Origin of the sequence: Kribbella sp. CA-294648, assembly GCF_050943845.1 — a bacterium.
Lineage (GTDB): Bacteria > Actinomycetota > Actinomycetes > Propionibacteriales > Kribbellaceae > Kribbella.
In genome coordinates this window covers 3,002,619-3,023,536 of record NZ_CP191981.1, presented here as the reverse complement: position 1 = coordinate 3,023,536, position 20,918 = coordinate 3,002,619, and the positions used below count along the sequence as shown (strand labels likewise).

The 20,918-nt window shown below is 67.8% G+C and carries 18 protein-coding genes; 3 read left to right on the top strand and 15 right to left on the bottom strand.

Going from position 1 to position 20,918, the window contains the following annotated elements; genetic code table 11:
• Window positions 1-231: 231 nt before the first annotated feature.
• From ACQPYM_RS14640 to ACQPYM_RS14625, 4 genes are all read right to left on the bottom strand, one after another.
• Complete coding sequence (locus tag ACQPYM_RS14640; RefSeq protein WP_433020748.1) at window positions 232-522, bottom strand: hypothetical protein; 291 nt, start codon at window positions 520-522, stop codon at window positions 232-234.
• A gap of 184 nt (window positions 523-706) precedes the next feature.
• Window positions 707-1,663 (bottom strand): ComEC/Rec2 family competence protein, encoded by a 957-nt coding sequence (locus ACQPYM_RS14635; RefSeq protein ID WP_433020745.1) that lies wholly within the window; start codon window positions 1,661-1,663, stop codon window positions 707-709.
• A 347-nt stretch (window positions 1,664-2,010) separates the two neighbouring features.
• Window positions 2,011-2,847 (bottom strand): helix-hairpin-helix domain-containing protein, encoded by an 837-nt coding sequence (locus ACQPYM_RS14630; RefSeq protein ID WP_433020742.1) that lies wholly within the window; start codon window positions 2,845-2,847, stop codon window positions 2,011-2,013.
• 214 nt (window positions 2,848-3,061) lie between these two features.
• Window positions 3,062-3,904, bottom strand: coding sequence for a DegV family protein (locus ACQPYM_RS14625; protein WP_433020739.1), 843 nt, complete (start codon window positions 3,902-3,904; stop codon window positions 3,062-3,064).
• Between the two features lie 52 nt (window positions 3,905-3,956).
• On the opposite strand from ACQPYM_RS14625, the gene ACQPYM_RS14620 reads away from it, so the two are divergent.
• A complete protein-coding gene (locus ACQPYM_RS14620; protein ID WP_433020736.1) occupies window positions 3,957-4,469 on the top strand; it encodes a pyridoxamine 5'-phosphate oxidase family protein in 513 nt (170 codons plus the stop codon).
• An 893-nt stretch (window positions 4,470-5,362) separates the two neighbouring features.
• Here the strand turns inward: ACQPYM_RS14620 and ACQPYM_RS14615 are convergent.
• The 11 genes from ACQPYM_RS14615 to ACQPYM_RS14565 form a co-directional block, all read right to left on the bottom strand.
• Window positions 5,363-7,924: an ATP-binding protein gene (locus tag ACQPYM_RS14615; protein WP_433020733.1), complete on the bottom strand. Its 2,562-nt coding sequence runs from the start codon at window positions 7,922-7,924 to the stop codon at window positions 5,363-5,365.
• 123 nt (window positions 7,925-8,047) lie between these two features.
• Window positions 8,048-8,254 (bottom strand): hypothetical protein, encoded by a 207-nt coding sequence (locus tag ACQPYM_RS14610; RefSeq protein ID WP_433020731.1) that lies wholly within the window; start codon window positions 8,252-8,254, stop codon window positions 8,048-8,050.
• A 96-nt stretch (window positions 8,255-8,350) separates the two neighbouring features.
• Window positions 8,351-8,770 (bottom strand): YjbQ family protein, encoded by a 420-nt coding sequence (locus tag ACQPYM_RS14605; protein ID WP_433020728.1) that lies wholly within the window; start codon window positions 8,768-8,770, stop codon window positions 8,351-8,353.
• Window positions 8,771-8,782: 12 nt separating this feature from the next.
• Window positions 8,783-11,281 carry a leucine--tRNA ligase gene (gene leuS, locus ACQPYM_RS14600; protein ID WP_433020725.1) on the bottom strand — a complete coding sequence of 833 codons (2,499 nt, stop codon included), beginning with the start codon at window positions 11,279-11,281 and terminating at the stop codon, window positions 8,783-8,785.
• A 215-nt stretch (window positions 11,282-11,496) separates the two neighbouring features.
• Window positions 11,497-12,354, bottom strand: coding sequence for a trypsin-like serine protease (locus ACQPYM_RS14595; RefSeq protein ID WP_433020722.1), 858 nt, complete (start codon window positions 12,352-12,354; stop codon window positions 11,497-11,499).
• Window positions 12,355-12,439: 85 nt separating this feature from the next.
• Window positions 12,440-13,348, bottom strand: a complete 909-nt coding sequence (locus ACQPYM_RS14590) for a helix-turn-helix domain-containing protein (RefSeq protein ID WP_433020719.1) — start codon at window positions 13,346-13,348, stop codon at window positions 12,440-12,442.
• Window positions 13,345-14,118 carry a phytanoyl-CoA dioxygenase family protein gene (locus ACQPYM_RS14585; RefSeq protein ID WP_433020717.1) on the bottom strand — a complete coding sequence of 258 codons (774 nt, stop codon included), beginning with the start codon at window positions 14,116-14,118 and terminating at the stop codon, window positions 13,345-13,347. Before ACQPYM_RS14585 ends, ACQPYM_RS14590 begins: the two co-directional genes overlap by 4 nt.
• 147 nt (window positions 14,119-14,265) lie before the next feature.
• Window positions 14,266-16,041 carry a GMC family oxidoreductase N-terminal domain-containing protein gene (locus tag ACQPYM_RS14580; protein WP_433020714.1) on the bottom strand — a complete coding sequence of 592 codons (1,776 nt, stop codon included), beginning with the start codon at window positions 16,039-16,041 and terminating at the stop codon, window positions 14,266-14,268.
• The gene (locus ACQPYM_RS14575) at window positions 16,041-16,934 is read right to left on the bottom strand and encodes a hypothetical protein (RefSeq protein WP_433020711.1); all 894 of its coding nucleotides are present in this window, start codon (window positions 16,932-16,934) and stop codon (window positions 16,041-16,043) included. The genes ACQPYM_RS14580 and ACQPYM_RS14575 overlap by 1 nt, the downstream gene beginning before the upstream one ends.
• 98 nt (window positions 16,935-17,032) lie before the next feature.
• Window positions 17,033-17,278 (bottom strand): hypothetical protein, encoded by a 246-nt coding sequence (locus ACQPYM_RS14570; protein WP_433020708.1) that lies wholly within the window; start codon window positions 17,276-17,278, stop codon window positions 17,033-17,035.
• Window positions 17,279-17,303: 25 nt separating this feature from the next.
• On the bottom strand, window positions 17,304-18,986 hold the full coding sequence (locus tag ACQPYM_RS14565) for a sodium:solute symporter family protein (protein ID WP_433020706.1): 1,683 nt from the start codon (window positions 18,984-18,986) through the stop codon (window positions 17,304-17,306).
• 135 nt (window positions 18,987-19,121) lie between these two features.
• Between ACQPYM_RS14565 and ACQPYM_RS14560 the strand changes: the two genes are divergently transcribed.
• Both ACQPYM_RS14560 and ACQPYM_RS14555 read left to right on the top strand, forming a co-directional pair.
• Window positions 19,122-20,237, top strand: coding sequence for a sensor histidine kinase (locus tag ACQPYM_RS14560; protein ID WP_433020703.1), 1,116 nt, complete (start codon window positions 19,122-19,124; stop codon window positions 20,235-20,237).
• Window positions 20,238-20,272: 35 nt separating this feature from the next.
• Window positions 20,273-20,917, top strand: coding sequence for a response regulator (locus ACQPYM_RS14555; RefSeq protein WP_433020700.1), 645 nt, complete (start codon window positions 20,273-20,275; stop codon window positions 20,915-20,917).
• Window position 20,918: the final 1 nt, after the last annotated feature.

Here is a 20,918-nt window from a genome sequence, read left to right as displayed (position 1 = left end):
CGGTTACGCCCAGCTGTGGCCGGGCCGGAGGAGAATCCCTGAGATGGCAACGCCGCGCAACCGCTACTCCGCGGTCATGTCACAACCTGCAAATCTGTAACGTTCCGCCGAATTCCCCCGATCGCGCGCGAGACACAATTCCATCGATAGAAGCGCCAGCCCATCCACGATGCGGACCACCAACTGGAGCGGCGCCGGCAGACGGCGGTCCTACCTATGGTGTGGACTGATTCACGCGGCGTAACGGACTGCACGGTAGCCCTGCAACCCGAGCAAAATCCCGCGTTCGTGAAACCGTCCCGCCAGGGTCACCCGCGGTCCGGGCGGCGCCAGCGTCTCGATCCGGCCGTCCCCTGCTGGTGAACGAGATACTCTCGCCTCCACAATGCGCTGGACTGTCTCGGCCGCGGCCCGGACGATCACCCGGAGCGTCTCCTCGAGCTCCATCGGCCCTCGCAGCGAAGCAGCCACCTCGGCGATCACATCGGCGATCTCGAGATGCAGGTCCGCCTGTTCGGTCATCAGTCTCCGGGATGAACGCAACGCTTGATGTGGCGCTCGGCGGCGAGGTGGACCTTGCTGGTTTGCTGCCCGCTGGTCCGCAGCGCCACCAAAGTTAAGCCAGATGGGTCAAGAATGGTCAATACGAGCACCAACGTTCACCTCGCAGGGGGTCAGCACACCAGCCTCTGACCTGCACCTCTACTCATGGCAGCCGAGTGAAATTAGAGGCCATCCCAGCTCCCAAATCTAATGCACCGGACACGGCTGACAGATGGGTGAGCCCAGTCGTCTTGAAATCCTCGGCCAACTCCGGTGGCATTCCGGACTCGTCTCCCATGACGAGTGCCGGCACCAGACCGCGTACTGCCTCAGGCTCGGCCGCAACCGATTCCCTCAACCCAGCACGAACTCGCTCCGCCGCACGCAACCACCAAGCGGGCTCATCGAGCACCCGCGGAGCAACCCGCGACGACAACATCGCCGCCACGTCATCGCCCTTGTCGACCGCTCCGAGTCGCCCGGTCGCCTCGACATGCTGGCCGAATCTCACCTCCTTCCACTGCACGGACCCGATCACCACCACCGGCGTACGAACTCGCGTCGCCGTCCCCCGCCCTCTCACCTCCTCGACAACAGCCCGAACCACCACGTACGGCGGACGCCGGCTCCCCGGAGTACTCCGCACAGCCGGATCCCCGGCAACCTTCAGCCGAACCTTCACCGCCGCCCCCGACTCCGCCAACTCCCCCACCGGCCCAGCCTGCAAACTCATCACCTGCACCCCAGCCGCCAACGCCATCCCCACCACAACAACCCCAACCCCCACCGCAGTAACCACCACCGGCTTCACCTGCCCCACCCACAGTCGCCACGCCCGCAGTCGCCCCGCCGACAGCTGCCGCGCGGGGTCGTGCTGCTCCTGGGATTGCCGTCCCCGGTGCGCCGGGAACCGCCGCACCGGGGACTGCTGCACCGGGAACCGCTGAGTCGGCAGCCGCTGCGCTGCCAGCCGCGGGAGTCGTCGGCTCGCCCACTGGCCCCCGCCAAGCCGGGGCCGCTGCCACAGTCGTCCGAGCAGGTGGAGAGTCAGCAACAGAAGTGCCAGAACGAGCGCGGTCACCACGGCGACCCACATCGCGGTCGCCACACTTGAGCCCACGAGCAGGACGGCAGCAAGCCATCCCGCACCCGCCGGAACCAGCAACCGCAGATCAGCTCCGCGCTCCGGAGCAGCATCCGCTGGCGCACCGCGCTCCACCGAGCCATCCGCAGGACCGGGCCCCACCGGACCAGCCGCGGGACCATCCGCACTGCCGGGCTCCGCCGGATCATGCGCACGGCCATGCCCGACCGGGTCATGCGCGGGGCCGGGCTCCACCGCTTCATGCGCAAGGCGCGGCTCCGCCGAGTCATGCGCTAGTCCACCGGGATGCGCCGGGCGGTCGTCCTGCCGATCGCGATCCGACTCGTTGGCTTCGGGGCGGTTGGTTGGCTTCTGGGCGGGGTTCAGACTCGGACATGGGGCTTCAGGGATTCGAATTTCTTGGGGCCTACTCCGGGGACCTCCTGGAGTTCGTCGGGGCTGGTGAAACGGCCGTGTTCCGTGCGCCAATCGAGGATTCGCTGGGCAAGGACCGGGCCTACGCCGGGCAGGCTGTCCAGCTGGGCGAGGGTTGCTGTGTTGAGGTCGAGTGGGGTGCTGGCTGGCGTGCCCGGAGTACCGGTTGGTTGTCCGGCGGCGGGGCTGCTGGGTGGCGCGGCGCCTGGAACGCCTACGACGATCTGTTCGCCGTCGGTTACTGGGCGGGCGAGGTTGAGGGTTGTCAGGTCTACGCCGGGCAGGGCTCCGCCCGCGGCGGCCAGTACGTCGGCGACGCGCGATCCCGTCGACGCACGGACCAGCCCGGGGCGACGGACTTTGCCGGCGACATGCACTACGACGGTCGCCGGCTTCCCAGGCGAACCGGCGCCGCCAGGAGCGCCCGGGCCGCCAGTCCCGTTGCCAGGGCCGTTGCCGCCCGGCGTCGCACCGGGGGTTGGAATGGCTACTGGTGAGCCTGAGGTCAGCGTGCTTGGTGAGTTGGGGATGGGCTCGGGGTTGGTACGGAGCAGTGCATAGGCGGCCCATGCCAGTCCTACGAGCAGGACGAGGGCGAGCACGACCACGTGACGTGGTGACAGTGTCCATAGCGGTCCTTTCAGGCGATCGGGCAAGGCCGGCGACGGTGTCCAGCCGCCCCTGACCTCGTCGGGATCGGGAGGATGGCTGGCAGCACGGAGTCGGGACAGGGCTTGCTGGCGGGCTTCCGGGTCCGGGGGTGGGGGTCGGCGGGAGAGCTTCACACCAGAGAAAGTACGAGCGTTTCCACCGGCCGCCGGGGCGACTTCGCAGGCTGTGGACAGTCGGCGGGCGACAGCGTGGCGAGCAACCCGCGACCGGGAGAACCTCGCCAACTACGCCGCTTTCACCAAGCGGGCGACGTAGGAGCGGGCGAAGGCGCCAGCTTGGGCGAGCACCCGCGGTCGGGCGAGGTGCTGGCGTGGGGGTGCTCGGTGGTTAGTGGGGGGCTATTACTACGGCGAGCATGCCGGGGCCTACGTGGGCTCCTATTACGGCGCCTACTTCTCGGAGGACTATTTCTTCGGCTTGTGGGAGGCGCTCGGCTAGGCCGTCGGCGAGGGTGTGGGCCTTGTCCAGGTTGGAGAGGTGGTGGACGGCTACCTGGACTGGGCCGTCGCCGGCGCGTTGGACGGCGATGTCGGCTAGGCGGGCGATTGCGCGGCTCGACGTACGGACCTTTTCGAGTGGGACGATGCGGCCGCCGCTGATGGTGAGCAGGGGCTTGACCGCCAGCGCAGTACCGAGGAGGGCTTGGGCTGCTCCGATGCGGCCGCCTCGGCGGAGGTACTCCAGTGTGTCGACGTAGAAGTACGACGAGACGGCCGCCATCCGCGCTCGGGCGGCGGACTCGACACCTGCCTGGTCGGCGCCGTCAGCGGCAGCGGCGGCCGCGGCCAGTACGGGGAAGCCCAGTCCCATGCCCAGCGAGCGCGAGTCGACCACGCGGACCGGGATCGGTGAATCCTTCGCCCCGATCATGGCGGCCTCGAACGTCCCCGACATGTCCCCGGACAGGTGGATCGACACGATCGACTCGGCCCCGGCGGCGGCGATCGCGCCGTACGTGTCGGCGAACGACTGCGGAGCGGGCCGGCTGGTCGACACGGGAGTGAACGTCTTGAGCGCCTCGGCGACGGCGTCCGAGCTGGTCGCGCCGTCGTCGTACGCCGTCCCGCCGATCACCACCTGCAGCGGTACGACGGTCAGCGGGAACCGGAGTACCTCGAGCGCCGACAGACCCGCGGTGGAGTCGGTGACGACATGCACGCGGGCTGACATGAAGCGAGGTTACCGGACAGTTTTCGTCGGCGCCTGGTGTCAGACTCGATGAATGAAGGAGACGCGCGAGGAAATCGAGGAACTGCAACGGCTGCTCGACGCGGCCTACCAGCGCTCCACCGAGCATTTGCGGAGCATCATCACCGGCGAAAGGCAACTGTCGGCGGCGGAGCTGGCCGAGGCGTTGCAGGGCATGTGCACGCTCAATGTCGCGACTGTCACAGCGAAGGGTGAGCCGCGGATCAGCGCGGTCGATGGGCACTTCCTGCACGCGCGGTGGGTCTTCTCGACGACGGGACAAGCGGCCAAGGCGAAGCATCTGAGAGTCCGACCGGCGGCGAGCATCTCGTACGTCGACGGTGAGCGGATCGGCGTGTTCGCCCACGGGCAGGTCGAGTTCCTCGGCACCGACCATCCGGACTTCGCCGAGATCGAGGATCACCTGGTCGCGCACTACGGCAGCTCGCCGTCGACCTGGGCGGACGACATCGTCTATTGCCGGCTCCAGCCGCACTGGATGGTCGGCTACGCGTCCGACAAGAGCGCCCTACTCGGCAAGAGCTGACGCCGGTACTTCGAACCGCCTCGGCGAGGTGGGGGCCATCCCCTGTGTGGCCCACCACCTCGCCGCTGAGCTGACTCCCCCTCGGTGTCAGCTCACTAGGCTTGGTACCGGCTGTGCCGAGAACCGTCCCATTACGGCTCTCGACGGTCCCCCCGGGGAGCCCCAGCGGTCGACCCACCGGCGGGTGACCAAACCCGCCGGCTTTCCCGTATCGACCGGACCGGCACTCGTCCCCTGTGTCGTGTGCCTGGTCTCTGCTGGGACCCCGCCCCGGGTCGCGTGCCCTGACGGTGCACGGCCCCCGGTGTGAGGTAGGACAGCTCCCCACGACACAGCACCCCGGAGATTGCGGCAGTTGATCGGCGCCCCCACCGTCTGGCTGCCGGATGCTCTCCGTGTCGCCCGCTCCGGATTCGAAGTACGTCCCGGCAGTCCGGCGCACCATGTTTGCCTCGTCATGGTCACCGCCCCCATTCTCTGCCGGTCTGGCCCGAATCCGTTTCGGAACTCTGTGTCGTGGAACCGCCCTACGGCAGTCATTCTGGTTCCGCAGAGTAGTCACGAGCGAGGCAGAACCACCGGCAGTTGCCCGGCAGCTTCCTGCTTTCCCCGTCACGAACCAGCCCTTCACTCGTCTGCCCGGCCCTGGTGCTGGCCAGGCGGCAAGGCGCTGACGCGGGGCGCAGGTGTGCGGTGAAGGCGGGTGCCGGCGGTGGAGCGCGCGGGGCGCGTGCGGGGCGGAGGCGCTGGGCGCGGACGGACGTGCCGGGAGCTGGCACGAGGTGCGGGGGCGGCGCAGGCGCAGCGTGTGCGGGGCGGAGGCGCTGGGCGCAGGCATAAAGGGCTGGCACGAGGTGCACAGCGAGGGCGCAGGCGGCGCGAGCGGGGTAGGGCTAGGAGAGGGCCGTTAGGAGGTCGTCGGCTAGGTGTTGGGCTGCTGTGGCTGGGTCTGGGTGGGGCCAGTCCTTGGCGGGGGTGGCTGTGGCGCAGGATTCTTGGAGGACTGCCCATGCGGTCGGGAGCATGGGTGGGTCCATGGTTTCTTGCCACGAGAGGAGTTGGCCGCAGAGGTGGTCGGCTTGGTCGTGCTTGCCGAGCGCATGCAAGACGGCTACCGCCTCGGGCATGACGTCGAGTAGGTAGACGACGCGCCCCTCCACCAGCAACCGGCTGACCGCGTCGCGGATCGACACCCTCGCCTGTTCCAGGTCACCCGTACGCCGGGCCAGCCGGCTCCGGTAGAGCATCACCAGATAGTCGAAGTACCCGCGATGCCCGCGAATGTCCGCGTCGGCCTCGTCGAGCAGAGCCTGCGCCAGCTCAAACCGCCCGGCCTGGAACTCCACCATCGCCAGACACCCGGCCACCTTCGTCCGCTCCGGGTCGTCAGAGGCCTGGCTGTCCCGAGCGAGTTCTGCCCACCGGCGAGCCTCGTCCAGGTTGCCCAGCTCCAGCTCGACCCTGCTGAGCGCCATGTAGGCGATCTCGTCCGGATAGACCCCCGGGTTGACCAGCGCCGCCTCCCACGCGAGTAGCAACTCCTTGGCCTCAGGCAGCCGTCCCCAGCGCGCCAGTGCCAGCCCACAGATCGCCTGGACAGTCGCCGACCGTTGCACGTCACCGTGCTTACGAGCGTCAGCCACCAACGCCGGGATCTCCGCCAAGCTCAACGTGTCCAGCAGCAACGACCCGGACGACACCCACCCGCCACGCGCCATCAACCCCATCTCCGACTCCGGCGAGATCAGAGTCCGCGCGTCCCCGTAGTACCGGCGGGCTGCTCGGACATCGCCGGTCAGGTTGGAGAGTCGGCCGGCGATGGCGAGCAGGCGGCCGCTGATCTCCTTGTCCTGCACGTTCTCGGCGCACAGGCTCGCCCACTGGATCCCGCTCTCGGCCACGCTCGCCTGGTACTGCCACGCGATCCGGAAGCCGAGCACGATGCGGGCAGCCGTGTCCCAGTCCCCCAGCGCCGACGCCCGTTCCAACGCGATCTCGAAGGTCGCCGAGTTGGCGTTGGCGGCCCGGTACCGCCGCTCCCGGTCCGGACTCGACCAGGCCCCGTCCAGCCCTTCGACGTACGTCGCACACCAGGCGACAGCGCGATCCTTGAACTCGACCAGGTCATCGCCCTGCGACGACAGCCCCGCGTAGGCGTGCTCGCGGATCGTCTCCAGCATCTTGTACCGCGCGCCGTACAGCTGCTCGAACTCCAGCACCGGTTGCAACAGCGACTTGTCGACCAGCTCGGCCAGCAGCATCGGGACATCAAGCGGATCGATCGGCTCGCCCGTGCACACCCCGACCACAGCATCCAACGTGAACGGCGACCCCAGCATCGAGGCGCGGTACAAAAGCTGGCGAGCAGGATCGGACAAGGCGTCGACGCTCCACGCGATCGTGTCGGCCAACGTCCGCTGGTGCGGTGCACCGAACCGTCGCGGCCCGGACAGCAACCGGAACCGGTCGTCCAGCGCCGCCAGGATGGTCTCCACCGACAGCGACCCAGCTCGCGCCGCGGCGAGCTCCAACGCCAGCGGCAGCCCGTCGAGTCGCTGACAGAGCCGAGCGACAATCGCAGCGTTCTCGGGGGTCAACGAGAAGTCAGGCCGGACCCGCGCCGCCCGCCGGCAGAACATCTCCACGGCCGGCGAAGCCGCGATCTCGTCGAAGTCCTTGTCATTGCGCGGTACGCCGAGCACCTGCACCCGGCGGACGACCTCGTCCGGCAACCCGAGCGGGATCCGCGACGTCACCAGGACGCCGATCCCCGGGAAGCTCCGGACCATCCGGTTGGCCACGGTGGCGACCCCGTCGAGCACGTGCTCGGCGTTGTCCTCCACGATCACCAGGTCGCCCGGCTTGCGCCCGGACAACACGTCGTCCAGGTCGGAAGTCCCAGGAGCCGTCCCAAAAGCATCAAGGATCGCCGACGGTACTGCGGCGTCGCGCTGCACCGTCGTGAGGTCGACGACCACCACGGTCGTGTCCACCGACGACACGCGATCGGCAGCGGCCAGTGCGAGCTCGGTCTTGCCCACGCCACCCGGTCCGACCAGAGTGACCAGCCGGTTCTGGCGGAGCAGCTGTTCGAGCTCCTCCAGCTCCCGATCGCGCCCGACCAGTCCGTCGGGGATCGGCCTGGTCCCCCGCCAGCGCAGCCCCGTCGGCGCAGGATCGGCCATAGCGATCACGGGCCGCACCGACGCGTGACCGGCAGCGGCCAGGAACCGTCCGGCGTCACCATCGCGGAGGCCGAGCCCCTCGGACAGCAGCCGCACCGAGTCCTTGCGCGGTCGGGCGACCCGGCCCGCTTCGAGCTCGCGGATGGTCCGCACGCTGAGCTTGGCGCGGTCGGCCAGCTCCTCCTGGGACAGTCCTGCCTGGACCCTCAAGTCAAGCAGGAGATCGGCAAAACCCCGCCGTCCCTCAGCCCGGCCATCCGCGTCCGACAAAGCCCGTCACCCCTTCAGAGCCTCACAGTCCCCCCACAACATAGCGTGACAGGGGTGTCGGGGCTTTATGCACCCAGTGACCACAGTGCGGGACAGCGGACGGGCAAGCCAGTGTTCGGCGCTTCAGGCGCTGACGCGAACTGAATCCGTTTCATCGACCGGGGCATACAAAGAGAGCACGTCGGACCATTCCTCGATCCGCGCTCTGGTGTCCGCGCGGCCCGAATCCGCATTCAGCAGACTGCCGTCGCAAATACCTCTGGTCGCCCGGACGACCAGGTCGGTTCCCACCACGAGCCAACGCTCACGCAGGTTCTCCAGGGTCGCCATAGGGAGTATTCAAACCCAGTCGTGTTTCGCATACGTAACGCACTCGGCAACATCGCGATAAGTCACCGACAAAAGAAAAAACAATTGAAAGAACAGCTAACTCGGCAACCAGGAAAGCCGGACCTGCCGTTGCTGATTGTCCACATTGGTGTCGACCAGGCAGATCGACTGCCAGGTGCCCAGCGCGAGCCGGCCGCCGATCACCGGGATCGACGCGTACGGCGGGATCAGTGCGGGCAGCACGTGATCGCGGCCATGGCCCGGCGTACCGTGCCGGTGCTGCCAGCCGAAGTCGCGGGGCAGCAACTGTTCGAGCACCGCCAGCAGGTCGGTGTCACTGCCCGCGCCGGTCTCCAGGATCGCGATCCCGGCGGTCGCGTGCGGGACGAACACGTGCAGCAGTCCGTCACCCTGGGCCTGGTGGGCCTCGGCGGTGACGAACTGCTCGCACCTGCTCGTCAGGTCGAAGACGACCTCGCGGCCGCCCGTTCCGACGTCGATCAGCTCTGAACGCATCCGTGCAGCGTCTCAGGCGGGGACGATGTTGACCAACTTCGGCGCGCGGACGATGACCTTGCGGGTGCCGCGACCGTCCAGTGCCTTCTGCACTGCCTCGGACGCCAGCGCCAGCTGCTCCAGCTCGGCGTCGGAGATGTCGGGTGACACCTCCAGCCGGTCCTTGACCTTGCCGGCGATCTGGACGATGGCGATGACCGAGTCCTGGACCAGCAGGGCCGGGTCGACCTTCGGCCAGCCGGCCTTGGCGACGGTGGGCTCGTGGCCCAGGTTCTCCCACATGTCCTCGGCCGTGTACGGCGCAACCAGGCTCAGCAGGATCGCCACCGTCTCGACCGCCTCGCGGACGGCCGGGTCGGCCGCACCCGGACCGGAGTCGATCGCCTTGCGGGTGGCGTTCACCAGCTCCATCACCCGGGCGACCATCACGTTGAACCGGTACGACTCGATCAGCTCGGTCGCGTCGGCCACCGTGCGGTGGGTCAGCTTGCGCAGCGCCAGGTCACCGGTGCTGAAGTCCACTCCCACCGGCGACTCGACGGAACCGCTCAGCCGCCAGGCCCGTTGCAGGAACTTCAGCGAACCGCCCGGCGACATGTCGGCCCAGTCGATGTCGTCGTCCGGCGGACCGGCGAAGACCATCGTCAGCCGGACCGCGTCGACCCCGAAGGCGTCCAGCTGGTCGCCCAGGTTCACCCCGTTGCCCAGCGACTTGCTCATCGCCTTGCCCTCGTTGATCACCTGGCCCTGGTTCAGCAGCCGGGTGAACGGCTCGGTCGCCTCCAGCAGGCCCATGTCGTTCAGCGCCTTGACGAAGAACCGCGCGTACAGCAGGTGCAGGACGGCGTGCTCCTTGCCACCGACGTACTGGAACGTCGGCATCCAGCGGCGCGCGGCCTCCGGGTCGAACGCACCCTCGGTGTAGTCCGGCGACAGGTAGCGCAGGAAGTACCAGGACGAGTCCACGAAGGTGTCCATCGTGTCGGTGTCCCGCTGGGCGGCACCGCCACACTTCGGACAGCTGACCTCGACCCAGTCGCGAGCCGACGCCAGGGGCGAGACACCCCGGGGAGCGAGAGCCTCGCCCCGCAGGTCGGGCAGCTCCACCGGCAGCTGGTCGTCCGGAACCGGCACTTCGCCGCAAGCGGGGCAGTGGATCATCGGGATCGGCGCACCCCAGTAGCGCTGCCGGCTCAGCAGCCAGTCGCGCAGCCGGTAGTTGATCGTGCGCTCGCCCAGCCCCTTGTCCTCCAGCCAGTCGATGATCGTCGACTTGGCCTCGGCGACACCCAGCCCGTCCAGGCTGATCTCGTCGTTGGCGCTGTTGATCGCCGGCCCCTCGCCGGTGTACGCCTTGCCGTCGAAACCCTCCTCCGGCTGCACGGTCCGCACGATCGGCAGGCCGAACTTCTCGGCGAACTCCCAGTCGCGCGAGTCCTGGCCGGGGACGGCCATGATCGCGCCGGTGCCGTAGTCGGACAGGACGTAGTCCGCTGCCCAGATCGGGATCCGCTCGCCGGTGACCGGGTTGGTCGCGTAGGAGCCCAGGAAGACGCCGGTCTTCTCCCGGTCGGTGCTCAGCCGCTCGATCTCGGTCGATGCCTTGACCGCGGTCAGGTACGCGTCGAAGGCCTCGCGCTGCTCCGGCGTGACCAGTTCCTCGGCCAGCTTGGAGTCCGGCGCGACCACCAGGAAGGTGGCACCGAACAGCGTGTCCGGCCGGGTGGTGAAGACCTTGATCGGCTCCTCGCGGCCCTCGACGATGAAGCCGGTGAAGGCACCCTCGGAGCGGCCGATCCAGTTCCGCTGCTGCAGCAGGATCTCTTCCGGCCACTGCAGCTGGTCCATGTCGTCCAGCAGCCGCTGGGCGTACGCGGTGGTCTTGAAATACCACTGGGTCAGCTCGCGCTTGGTGACCTCGAAGCCGCAGCGCTCGCAGCGGCCCTGGACGACCTGCTCGTTGGCCAGCACGGTCTGGTCGTTCGGGCACCAGTTCACGTACGACGCCTTGCGGTACGCCAGCCCGCGCTCGTAGAACCGCAGGAACAGCCACTGCGTCCAGCGGTAGTACTCCGGGTCGGAGGTGTGCAGCCGGCGCGACCAGTCGAAGCTCAGCGCGTACCGGCGGATCGACTCGGCCTGGGTCTCGATGTTGGCGTACGTGTACGTCGCCGGGTGCTCGTTGCGCTTGATCGCCGCGTTCTCGGCGGGCAGCCCGAAGGAGTCCCAGCCGATCGGGTTCAGTACGTCGTACCCCTGCTGGAACCAGAACCGGGACAGTACGTCGTGCAGCGCGAACACCTCGCCGTGACCCATGTGCAGGTCACCCGACGGGTAGGAGAACATCGTCAGCGCGTACCGGCGCTCGGCCGAGCCGTCGTCGCGCGCCTTGAACGGGTCGAGCTTCTCCCACACCGGCCGCCACTTGGCCTGCATGGCATTGAAGTCGTAGCCGCCGCGGTCGACGTCGACTACGTCGCCATCCGCCCCGTGCTCCACCTGCTCGCTCACCGTCGTACTCCTGCGTTCTAGAGATGTCATGAGGACCCTGCCCGGAAATGCCTGCATAAATAAAAATGGCCCCTCACACAGGAGGGGACGCCGTACCGGCGGCGCTCAGAAGGCGCCAGTACGGCTAACTAAGGAGCAGGGTCACTCGCATATCACCAGATTAGCGCATCCCGGCGCCTGGTTTGCGAGCAGGCGCCGGGATGCAGCACGCGCGTTCAGCCGAAGGTGACGCCGAACCCTGCGAGCCACTGCTGGACTACCGGGATGTCCACCCGCTGCAGCCCGCCGAGGTAGCGGCAGTTGGCGGTGTAGCCGTAGCTGGTCACCGTCACCACGTACCCGCCGTGGAACGCCGGGCCGCCGGAGTCACCGAAGCAGGTGCCGCCCGTACCGCGGTTGTCGTTCGGGTTGCCGTTCACCTGCAGGATCTGGTCGGTCAGCTTCTGGCCAGGCTGCTCGGCGAAGCGGCGCAGCAGCGGGTAGCTCATCGGCTGCGGCTTCTGCGGACCGGAGTCGGGCTTGCGGACCTCAGTGCCGTAGCCGACCGCCGTGAAGATGGTCTTGTTCAGCGCCGGCTGGGCAAAGGCGTCCAGGTAGTACGCCGGTGCGATCTTGGCCGGGGCGATCGTCGTCACCGCCCGGTCGAGCACGATCACGCCGACGTCGTTCCAGTTGTTCAGGTCGGTGAAGTCCGAGTACGCCGGGTGCGTGTGCGCCGTACCGGACAGGTAGCCGGCTGCCTCCAGCTCGGCCTGCGTGTACCCGACAGCCGGGTTGGCCGCGACCGGGAACGGCGACGGCGGCTGCTCGGCGATCACCGACTGGAAGGTCACCAGGGTCTTGCCCAGGGTGCCGTCCGTGCAGTGCGCCGCAGTGAGCAGGACGGTCGGCGAGACCAGCGTCGCGCTGCAGCGGAACCGTCCGTCCGGGGTGTAGAAGAGGATCAGCCCGACGTTGGGGTGCCGGTTGCCGTCCGGTTCACCGCCGGTGATCGCATTGGCCGGCAGGGCCGGCAGCAACGAGGCCACGAGCGCCAGTAGGGCAACGCCGATGAAGCGGCTAAGTCGACTCATGTCATCTCCAGGGGATGATGTAGTGCATTAACCGCATTGCAGCACCACGGGAGAACACGGTCCAGAGGTTGTCTCAAAGCAAGGGTCAACCTTCGGAGCCGAGGTGATGGGTGCCGCCGGAGGCCCTGAACTCCGTTGGCGACTGGCCGTAACGGCTCCGGAACGCTGTGCTGAACGGCCTCACGTCGGAGTACCCGCAAGCGCGTGCTGCCTCGGTCACCGTGACGGCCGGGTCGAGCAGTAGCTGGGCGGCCAACTCGAGTCGCATCCGGCGCAGGGTCGACATCATCGACGTACCGACGTACTGCCGGAAGAGTCGCTCAGCATGGCGTTCCGACAGGTGTACTGCGGCTGCCACCTCCCGCACGGTCACCGGACGAGCCAGGTTGTCCAGCAGGTGCCGCTGCATTGCCTCCACCACTACCGGACCTCTGTCGCGTACTACGGGCGCAACCGACAGGTCCTGGTCGAGCGCAAACGCCCGTGCCGTGTCGAGCACGAGGGCAGCGCCCAGTGCCGACACTGCCTCGTTGTAGCCGGACTGCGGCTGTGCAGCCTCAGCTGCTAGCGCACTAACAACTGCAGCCAGCCCACCGACCCGGCGCGACACCACTGGACCGTCTGCTCGAGTCAACCCCGACCACCAGCCACTACCGGAGACACTGGCCAACGGGCGGAAGGTGAACCCCCAGAAGGCGATCCCCAGCGGCGACGACCGGCTCGACTCGATCTCGTGGATGTCCCCCGGCCGGGCCAGGAACACGTCCCCTTCGCTGACCCCGTACTCCGTCGTACCGGAGTTGAAGCGCCCCTCGCCGGAGTACGCCAGGCAGATCTCGTGGAACGAGTGGCTGTGCCAGTAGTTCCGCCAGTACTCCGGCCGGTAGTGCCCCCAACTCACGAAGTCAGCCCGGAACCCGCCGACCTCACAGGACTCCAGGAGCCCCGCAAGGTCGACGAACCGGTCCGCCGACTCAACGGCCGTCAGGCTCAAACGCCCACCGAGCCTCTGCCGGTTGGGTCGATGCCGCGGAGGATCATGCCCTGGCCGAGGGAGTGTTCGTGGGTCTTCACAGTCGGCGGGTCGGACGGGTCGCGGTACTGAACCAGCCAGGTCGTCCGCGGCTCGCTGCTGACGTTCACCCCTGAGCCGTGCACGGTGAGGTAGGTGAAGAACAGCACGTCACCGGCTTCGGCGGGCTGCGGCACCGCGTCCTCGAACGGCACGTCGGGCAGGTGGAAGGAGCCCTCGGCGTCGTGCTCGCGCGGCCCGGACAGATGGCTGCCCGGGATGATCCGGACGCAGCCCTTCTCCTCCGGGGCGTCGTCGAAGTGGAAGATCGCGGCGCCGACCCGGTGGTACTTGTGCGGGAAGAACGGATAGTCCTGGTGCAGTGGGAAGGGCGAACCGTTCTCCGGCGGCTTCACGAACAGCTTGGTGTGGTGCAGCTGGACGTTCTCCACCCCCATCACCGCGGCGGCCACATCGGTGAACCTCGGGTCCACCAGCAGCTTGCTGAAGGCCCCATCGTAGAACTGCGCGTCGTGCAGGTGCTGCAGCCGCGTCTTGGTGTCCGTCATCCCCATCGCCGACTGCCAGGTGGGGTCGTCGTCGCGGTTCAGCCTGGCCAGCAGGGCATGACTGGTCTCCCGGTACGCCGCTGCTTCTGCCTTGCTGAGCAGGCCTTTCACCAGCACGAAGCCCTGCTCGGCGTACTGCGTGGCCAGTGCCGGCAGGTCCGGCCGGCTCTGCGTGATCGTCATCTCGGATTCCTCCTGATCGGGTATCACCGAGCCTAGGAACAACAGCGTCCGAGCAGCAGGATCTGCCCGGACGCCGATGTTCGCCAAACGGACACGCCCACGCGCGCTCGACCGGTCCGGCGACCGGCCGACCGGTTCACCCGGCGTCTACAAACCCAACTGTCCCAGCCGCACGCTGATCCGCGGATCGGTCGACACCACCGGCGCTTCGGTCCGGACCCAGGGATCGCCACCGAAGTACGTCTGGAAGATCTTCTCCGCGGTCCGGGTCGCCAGCGCCTGGCTGGTCAGCGTCGGGTTCGGCCCGCCGAGACCGTTCGGCAGCGCCGAGTTGTCCGCGATGAACAGCCGCTTCACCGCCCGCGTCTCACCCCGCGGGTCGAGCACCGAGTTCTGCTCCGACTCGCCCATCCGCATCGACGACTGGACGTGCAGGATGAGCGGCGCCCAGTCGATCCGGTAGACCTTCTTCGCGCCGGCGCCGCGGAGCAACTCGGCCGCCTTCCGGGCCATGAACTCGCGGTTCCGCAGCGTCCGCCGGGTCCGCTTCCGGTGCTTGAAGGTGACCTTCGGGATCGGCCCGTTCTCGTCGGCCGGCAGCGCCGACGTGGTGACCCGGTTCTGCGCCTCGACATCGTCGTCGGTGATCACCAGGACGCTCAGCAGGTGGTCGATCCCGCCGGCCATCAGCTCTTTGAGCTCCGGCCCCATCACCCGGCCCGCCGGTCCGTCCCACGGCCCGGTCATGCCCCGGCCGTTCTTGTACTGACCGCGAATCCCACTGTCGGAAAGACTCGCCGAGAAGGCGTTCAGCGCCGGCGGCAGCCCGACGTTCTCCAGCCCTCCGTACGGCGGGTAGTCCAGCCGCGCGCTCGATCCGACTCCCTTGGGGTTGCCGGTGTAGTCGTCGAACGACCCGATCATCCAGTCGAAGAAGTGATCGGTGTAGCCGCGCCCGACCCAGCCGTTCGGGTTCGGCAGCCCGCTGTTGAACCACAGCCGCGGGTTCTCCGTGCAGCCGCCCGACATCACCACCACCCGCGCGTCCTCACGGTGCTCGTCACCTGACACGTTGTCGCGCCACGTCACACCGGACGCCGTCAGTACGCCGTTGCGCTTCTCGGTGTGCACCCGGGTGACATAGGCGTCCGCAATCAGCTCGGCCGGCTTCCCGCCACGCGCCCAGACCTCGGCCGTCAGCGCCATCGGCACGTAGCTGTTGTCCGTCGAGCGTTTCGCGAACTGGTTGCGCGGGGCACCCTTCGGCCGCATGCAGCCCTGGAAGCAGTAGCCGCAGAAGGTGCACCCGGTGGCCTGGGGGAAGGTCAGCAGGTTCTTGTCCGAGGTCTTGCCGGCCGTGCCACCGGGTTGCAGAATCGCGTTCTCCTGCGGCCGGTACGACGGTCCGCGCGTCGTCTTCGTCGTCTGCACCGGCAGCCCGAGGGTCTCGGCCCCGTTGAAGAACACCTGCTCCTTCCGACCCATCGCCGCGGTCTGGACGGGCATCAGCGCCTCGACCCATTCGAAGTACGGGACCATCTCCGCGTAGCTGAACGGGAACCGGTGGTTCACGTCGTACTCGTTGCGGTCGGCGCCGTCGTACCCCCGGAAGACACCGGGATAGGCGCGCGGGTAGTTGCCGTAGAAGTGCTGCGTGGTGCCGCCGACTCCGGACAGTTGCCAGACGAAGGAGTTCTGCGGCCATTCCCGGTACCACGCGGGCTTCGACCGGTCGGTCGGGCCGAGCCGGAAGTACCCGTCGAGCGGGTTGTTGGCGTCGTTCTCGAACGTGGTCCACTCCTCGCGCGGCTTCGCGTGCCGGGGACCGGCCTCGAGCAGCAGGACGTCGAGCCCCTTCGCGGCCAGCTCCTTGGCCACCACCGGGCCACCGCCGCCGGCTCCGATCACGATCACGTCGCGCATCAGTCGTGCACCTCTTGACGTCCTTGGTAGTAGCCGATGAAGTCGTCCCAGCCCTCGACCGGGCCGTCCGGCTGATAGCCCGACAGTTGCCAGCCGACCGGCCGTTTGCGCAGTTGCTTGGTCTTCGGGTCGAACACCGCGAACTCGTTCCAGGCGCCGAAGGTGGCGAACTCGAGCAACGCGCCACCGACGAACTTGAGCAGCCCGGACACCGAGGCCTTCAAGGGCTCCGGGAAGTGCACGTCGAGCAGCGCGACCAGATCCGAGTCGGTCTTCTCGATCAGCTCGAACGCCTTCGCCTTCTCGGCGTACGTCAGCCGCGCGAACGGCGACAGGTGGACGCCGCTCACCGCGAGCGGGTTCACCTGGGTCGCCATCAGGTTGAGCAGACCCGCGATCGGGAACGACAACGGCAGCGCTTCGTCGCTCTGCAGGAACGCGGCGAACGCGCGATCGAGACTCCGCAGCTCAGCAGGCAGTACTTCGAGACCCGGCAGCGCGATCCCCGTATCGGCCAGGCCTGTCACCAGGGCTGCGCCGAGCGGTTGGGCCAGCGCGTCGGGGAACGGGACGAAGTTGTCCAGCGCCTGAATGATGAAGTCGGTCGCGCCGGCCTCGAGCGCCCCCGGAGTACTGCTGAAGGTGCCCTGGGTGCGGGAGTACTTGTCTGGGCCAGGCAGGACGAAGGTGGTCAGGCCGTTCAGAGTGTCCCTGGCCAGCTCGGCCAGTACCGGGCGGATCAGGTCGACGGCGGGTGGAAGCAGGGGATTCGTGGCGGCGTCGACCGGAGCGAGGAGACCGCGTGCGAGCAGTCCCCCTCCCCCGAGCGCCGCACCAAGGACACCGACCCGGGCCAGAAAGGCCCTTCGGGCGAGAGGGACTGCAGCAGGCATACGGGGGTCCTTCGCAGCGAGATGGGGCCGCGCCGGCGTCCCGCTGAGAACGGACCACCGGCACCACTGGCCTTACAACGACCAGTGGTGCCGCTAGGTCACTCGCTTGTTTCCGCCTCCACCGGTACGACGATCGGCCGCAGCCGCGCCCAGAGCACGAACAGCGCGGCGAAGGCGAGCATCGCGAGGCCGCCCCACAGGTTGATGTTGATCCCGTCGGCCTTGGCCACCTCCTGCGGGTCGGCGATCAGGCCGAGGATCGTCAGCAGCAGTCCGTAGATCCCGATCAGCGCCGCGATCACCACCCGGATGTCGAAGGCGCCGGCCTTCTTCTTCTCTGCCATCTCGAGTTGCTCCTTTCCGGGTGGGTCAGCCGAAGATGATGTTGAGCCCGATCACGAGCACCAGGGAGATGCCCGCCAGCAGGGTCGGTTTGCGGTACCAGCCGTGGTCGCCTTCCTGGGCTTCCTCGGTCCGGTCGGCCTTCGGGGTCAGCGAGTACACCAGTCCCCTGAGTTCCTCGTCCGACTTCGGGGTGGTGCGCAAGCTGATCAGCACGCTGAGCAGGATGTCCACGACGAACGCCGCGCCCGCGCCGACGAAGCTCGCGCCCTGGCCGGGCAGGTTGATCACGCCGGTCTCGGAGAGCACGAAGACGAGGACCGCGGTCGCCGTACCGCTGACCAGACCGACCCAGCCGGCCGTCGCGGTCATCCGCTTCCAGAACATACCCAGGATGAAGGTGGCGAACAGCGGGGCGTTGAAGAACGAGAACAGTTGCTGCAGGTAGTCCATCAGGTTGCTGTAGCCGGAGGCGATCGCGGCGGTGCCGATCGCGACCACCGTGCCGCCGACGGTCACCCAGCGGCCGGTCCGCAGGTAGAAGTCGTCGTCGCGGTCCTTGATCATGTACCGCTCGATCAGGTCGTACGTCATGACTGTGTTGAACGAGCTCAGGTTCGCCGCCATACCGGCCATGAAGGAGGCCAGCAGACCGGTGATCGCCAGACCGAGCATGCCGTTGGGCAGCAGGTCCCGCATCAGCAGCAGCAGCGCGTCGTTGTAGGTCACCGATCCGCTGCCGTCGGCCTTGTACTGCTGCAACTCCGGGACGGCGACCGCGGCGATCATGCCGGGGATGATCACGATGAACGGGACGAACATCTTCGGGAATGAGCCGATGATCGGGGTCCGCCGGGCGGCCGACATGTTCTTGCTGGCCATCGCCCGCTGGACCTCGACGAAGTTCGTCGTCCAGTAGCCGAACGACAGCACGAAGCCGAGCCCGAAGACCAAGCCGATCACCGACAGGAAGCTGCTGTCGAACCCGCTCAGCTGGTTGCCCGGCCAGGCGCTCAGCTGCTCGGAGCCGCCGTTCGGCGCGGCGGTGATCTTGTCGACCAAGCCCTGCCAGCCGCCGACCTTGTGCAGGCCGACCAGCGTCAGCGGCAGCAACGCGGCGACGATCACGAAGAACTGCAGCACCTCGTTGTAGATCGCCGCCGACAGACCGCCGAGGGTGATGTAGCTGAGCACGATGACCGCGGCGACGACCACTGACACCCAGATCGGCCAGCCGAGCAGCACGTTCACGATCGTGGCCAGCAGGAACAGGTTCACGCCGGCGATCAGCACCTGGGCGACGGCGAAGCTGATCGCGTTCACCAGGTGAGCGGTCTTGCCGAACCGGCGCAGCATGAACTCCGGCACGCTGCGGACCTTGGAACCGTAGTAGAACGGCATCATCACGACACCGAGGAACAGCATCGCCGGGATCGCGCCGATCCAGAAGTAGTGCACCGTCGGCATCCCGTACTGCGCGCCGTTGGCCGACATCCCCATGATCTCGATCGCGCCCAGGTTGGCCGAGATGAACGCCAGCCCGGTCACCCAGGCCGGTAGCGACCGGCCGGACAAAAAGAAGTCCAGGCTGTTCGAGACCGCGCGTTTGGCGAGGTAACCGATGCCCAGGACGAAGGTGAAGTACAACGCGATGATGATGTAGTCGATCGCTGTGGCGTCGAGCCGCAGAATCGATTCTTGCGCTACCACAAGCCGGTCCTCCGCATCGTTGTCATGACGCAAGGTGACGCTACCGGTGAGAAACGTTACCCTCTTTCGTCCTCCACCCAGTTCTCCACCCGCGGATGGTCCGAAACGTCAAGGCCTTCTCCTACCCTCGGGCAGGTGAACAAGAGGGCGATCTTCGGCGAGACCGGATGGCTCGGCCGGGCGATGACGTCGGCCGTCGCGATCGGCGTACTGGCCACGGCCCGGCCCGCTGAGCCGTGGGTGTGGGCTGTGGTCGGGGCCGGATTCCTGGCCTTCCTGGCCGGGACGGTTCTGATGACGCTGCGGCCGTACTGGGCCCTCGGGTTGCTTGCGTACGCCGCGGTCAGCTCGGCGCTGGTTACGGGGGTCTCCGGCTCGAACGCCTTGGTCCTGGTACTGGTCTCGATCACCGACATCGCCGTCATGGCGCAACCCTGGCGGAACCGGCCGATCATTGCCGTCGGCATCAGCTGTGCCGTTGCCTATGGCATCTCCGCTTGGTGGTGGGATCGGACCGACACCTGGTACTTGAGTCAGCTGATGTGGACGGCCATCCTGATCGCCTTCGGGCTCAATCGGCGTCAGTACGAAGTACAGGCTCGGCAGACTGCGCAGTTGCTTGAGCAGACGCAACTGGCTCAGCAGGAGCACGCTCGGGCTGCTGCACTCGACGAACGTGGGCGGATCGCGCGCGAGCTGCACGACGTCCTGGCCCACTCGCTCGGCGCACTGACCGTGCAACTCGAGGTCGCCGAGGCATTGCTTGCCGAACGCAACGACACGGTCGGCGCCTTGGACCGGGTACGCCGCTCGCGACGGCTGGCCGGCCAGGGATTGGTCGAGGCCCGCAACGCTGTCGCCGCGTTGCGTTCCGACGAAGTACCGGCTCTGCCTTCGGCGCTTGCCGCGCTGGCCGAGCAGCACGTGGTGGATCACGACGCCGAGGTGACTTTGACGAGCTCCGGTACGCCGCGGCCTGTGGCGTCGGGTATCACCGTCGCGATGCTCGGCGCGGCCCGCGAGGCGCTGACCAACGCGGGCCGGCACGCGCCTGGCCAACCGGTCGAGGTGGAGCTCGACTATCGCGATGGATTGCGGTTGGCCGTCCGCAACCCTTGTGCTGCTGCGCCCGTTGGTGAGGGGTTCGGTCTGCCGGGGATGCGCGAGCGGCTCGCCCTCGTCGGTGGGAAGCTGGAGGCCGGACCGGACGGCGACGGCTGGCTGGTCATCGCGGAGGTGAAGGATGCCTGAAGCAGTTGTGCGCATGGTGGTCGCGGAGGTGAAGGATGCCTGAAGCGCCGGTGCGCGTGGTAGTCGCGGACGATCAGCAGGTCGTGCGCGAAGGGCTGGTCGCGCTGCTCGGTCTGATCGACGGCATCGAAGTGGTCGGCTCAGCCGGCAACGGTGCGGAGGCGCTCGAACTCGTCGCGGCCGGCCCGGTGGATGTCGTGCTGATGGATCTCCGGATGCCGGTGCTCGACGGCGTCCAGGCGACGGCACGGATCGCGGCGCAGTACCCGGACGTCGCAGTACTGGTCCTCACGACGTACGCCGACGACGAGTCGATCGCGTTGGCGTTGCGCGCCGGAGCTCGCGGATATCTGACCAAGGACGCCGGGCGGGTAGAGATCGGCGCCGCGCTCCGGGCGACCGCGGCTGGTCAGTCCACCTTCGACGCCGAGGTCTCCCGCAAACTGATCGCAGGGCTGGCGTCAACCCCAGCGCCACGCAATGACGGCCTGACCGCACGAGAGAGCGAAGTACTGAAACTCATAGCCCGCGGACTGAGCAACCCCGAGATCGCCGAACTGCTCTTCATCGGCGAGGCAACAGTCAAAACCCACATCAACAACACCTTCGCCAAAATCGGCGCCCGCCACCGAGCCGAGGCATTCCGCTACGCCTACCAGCACGGCCTCGCCAAACCCTGAA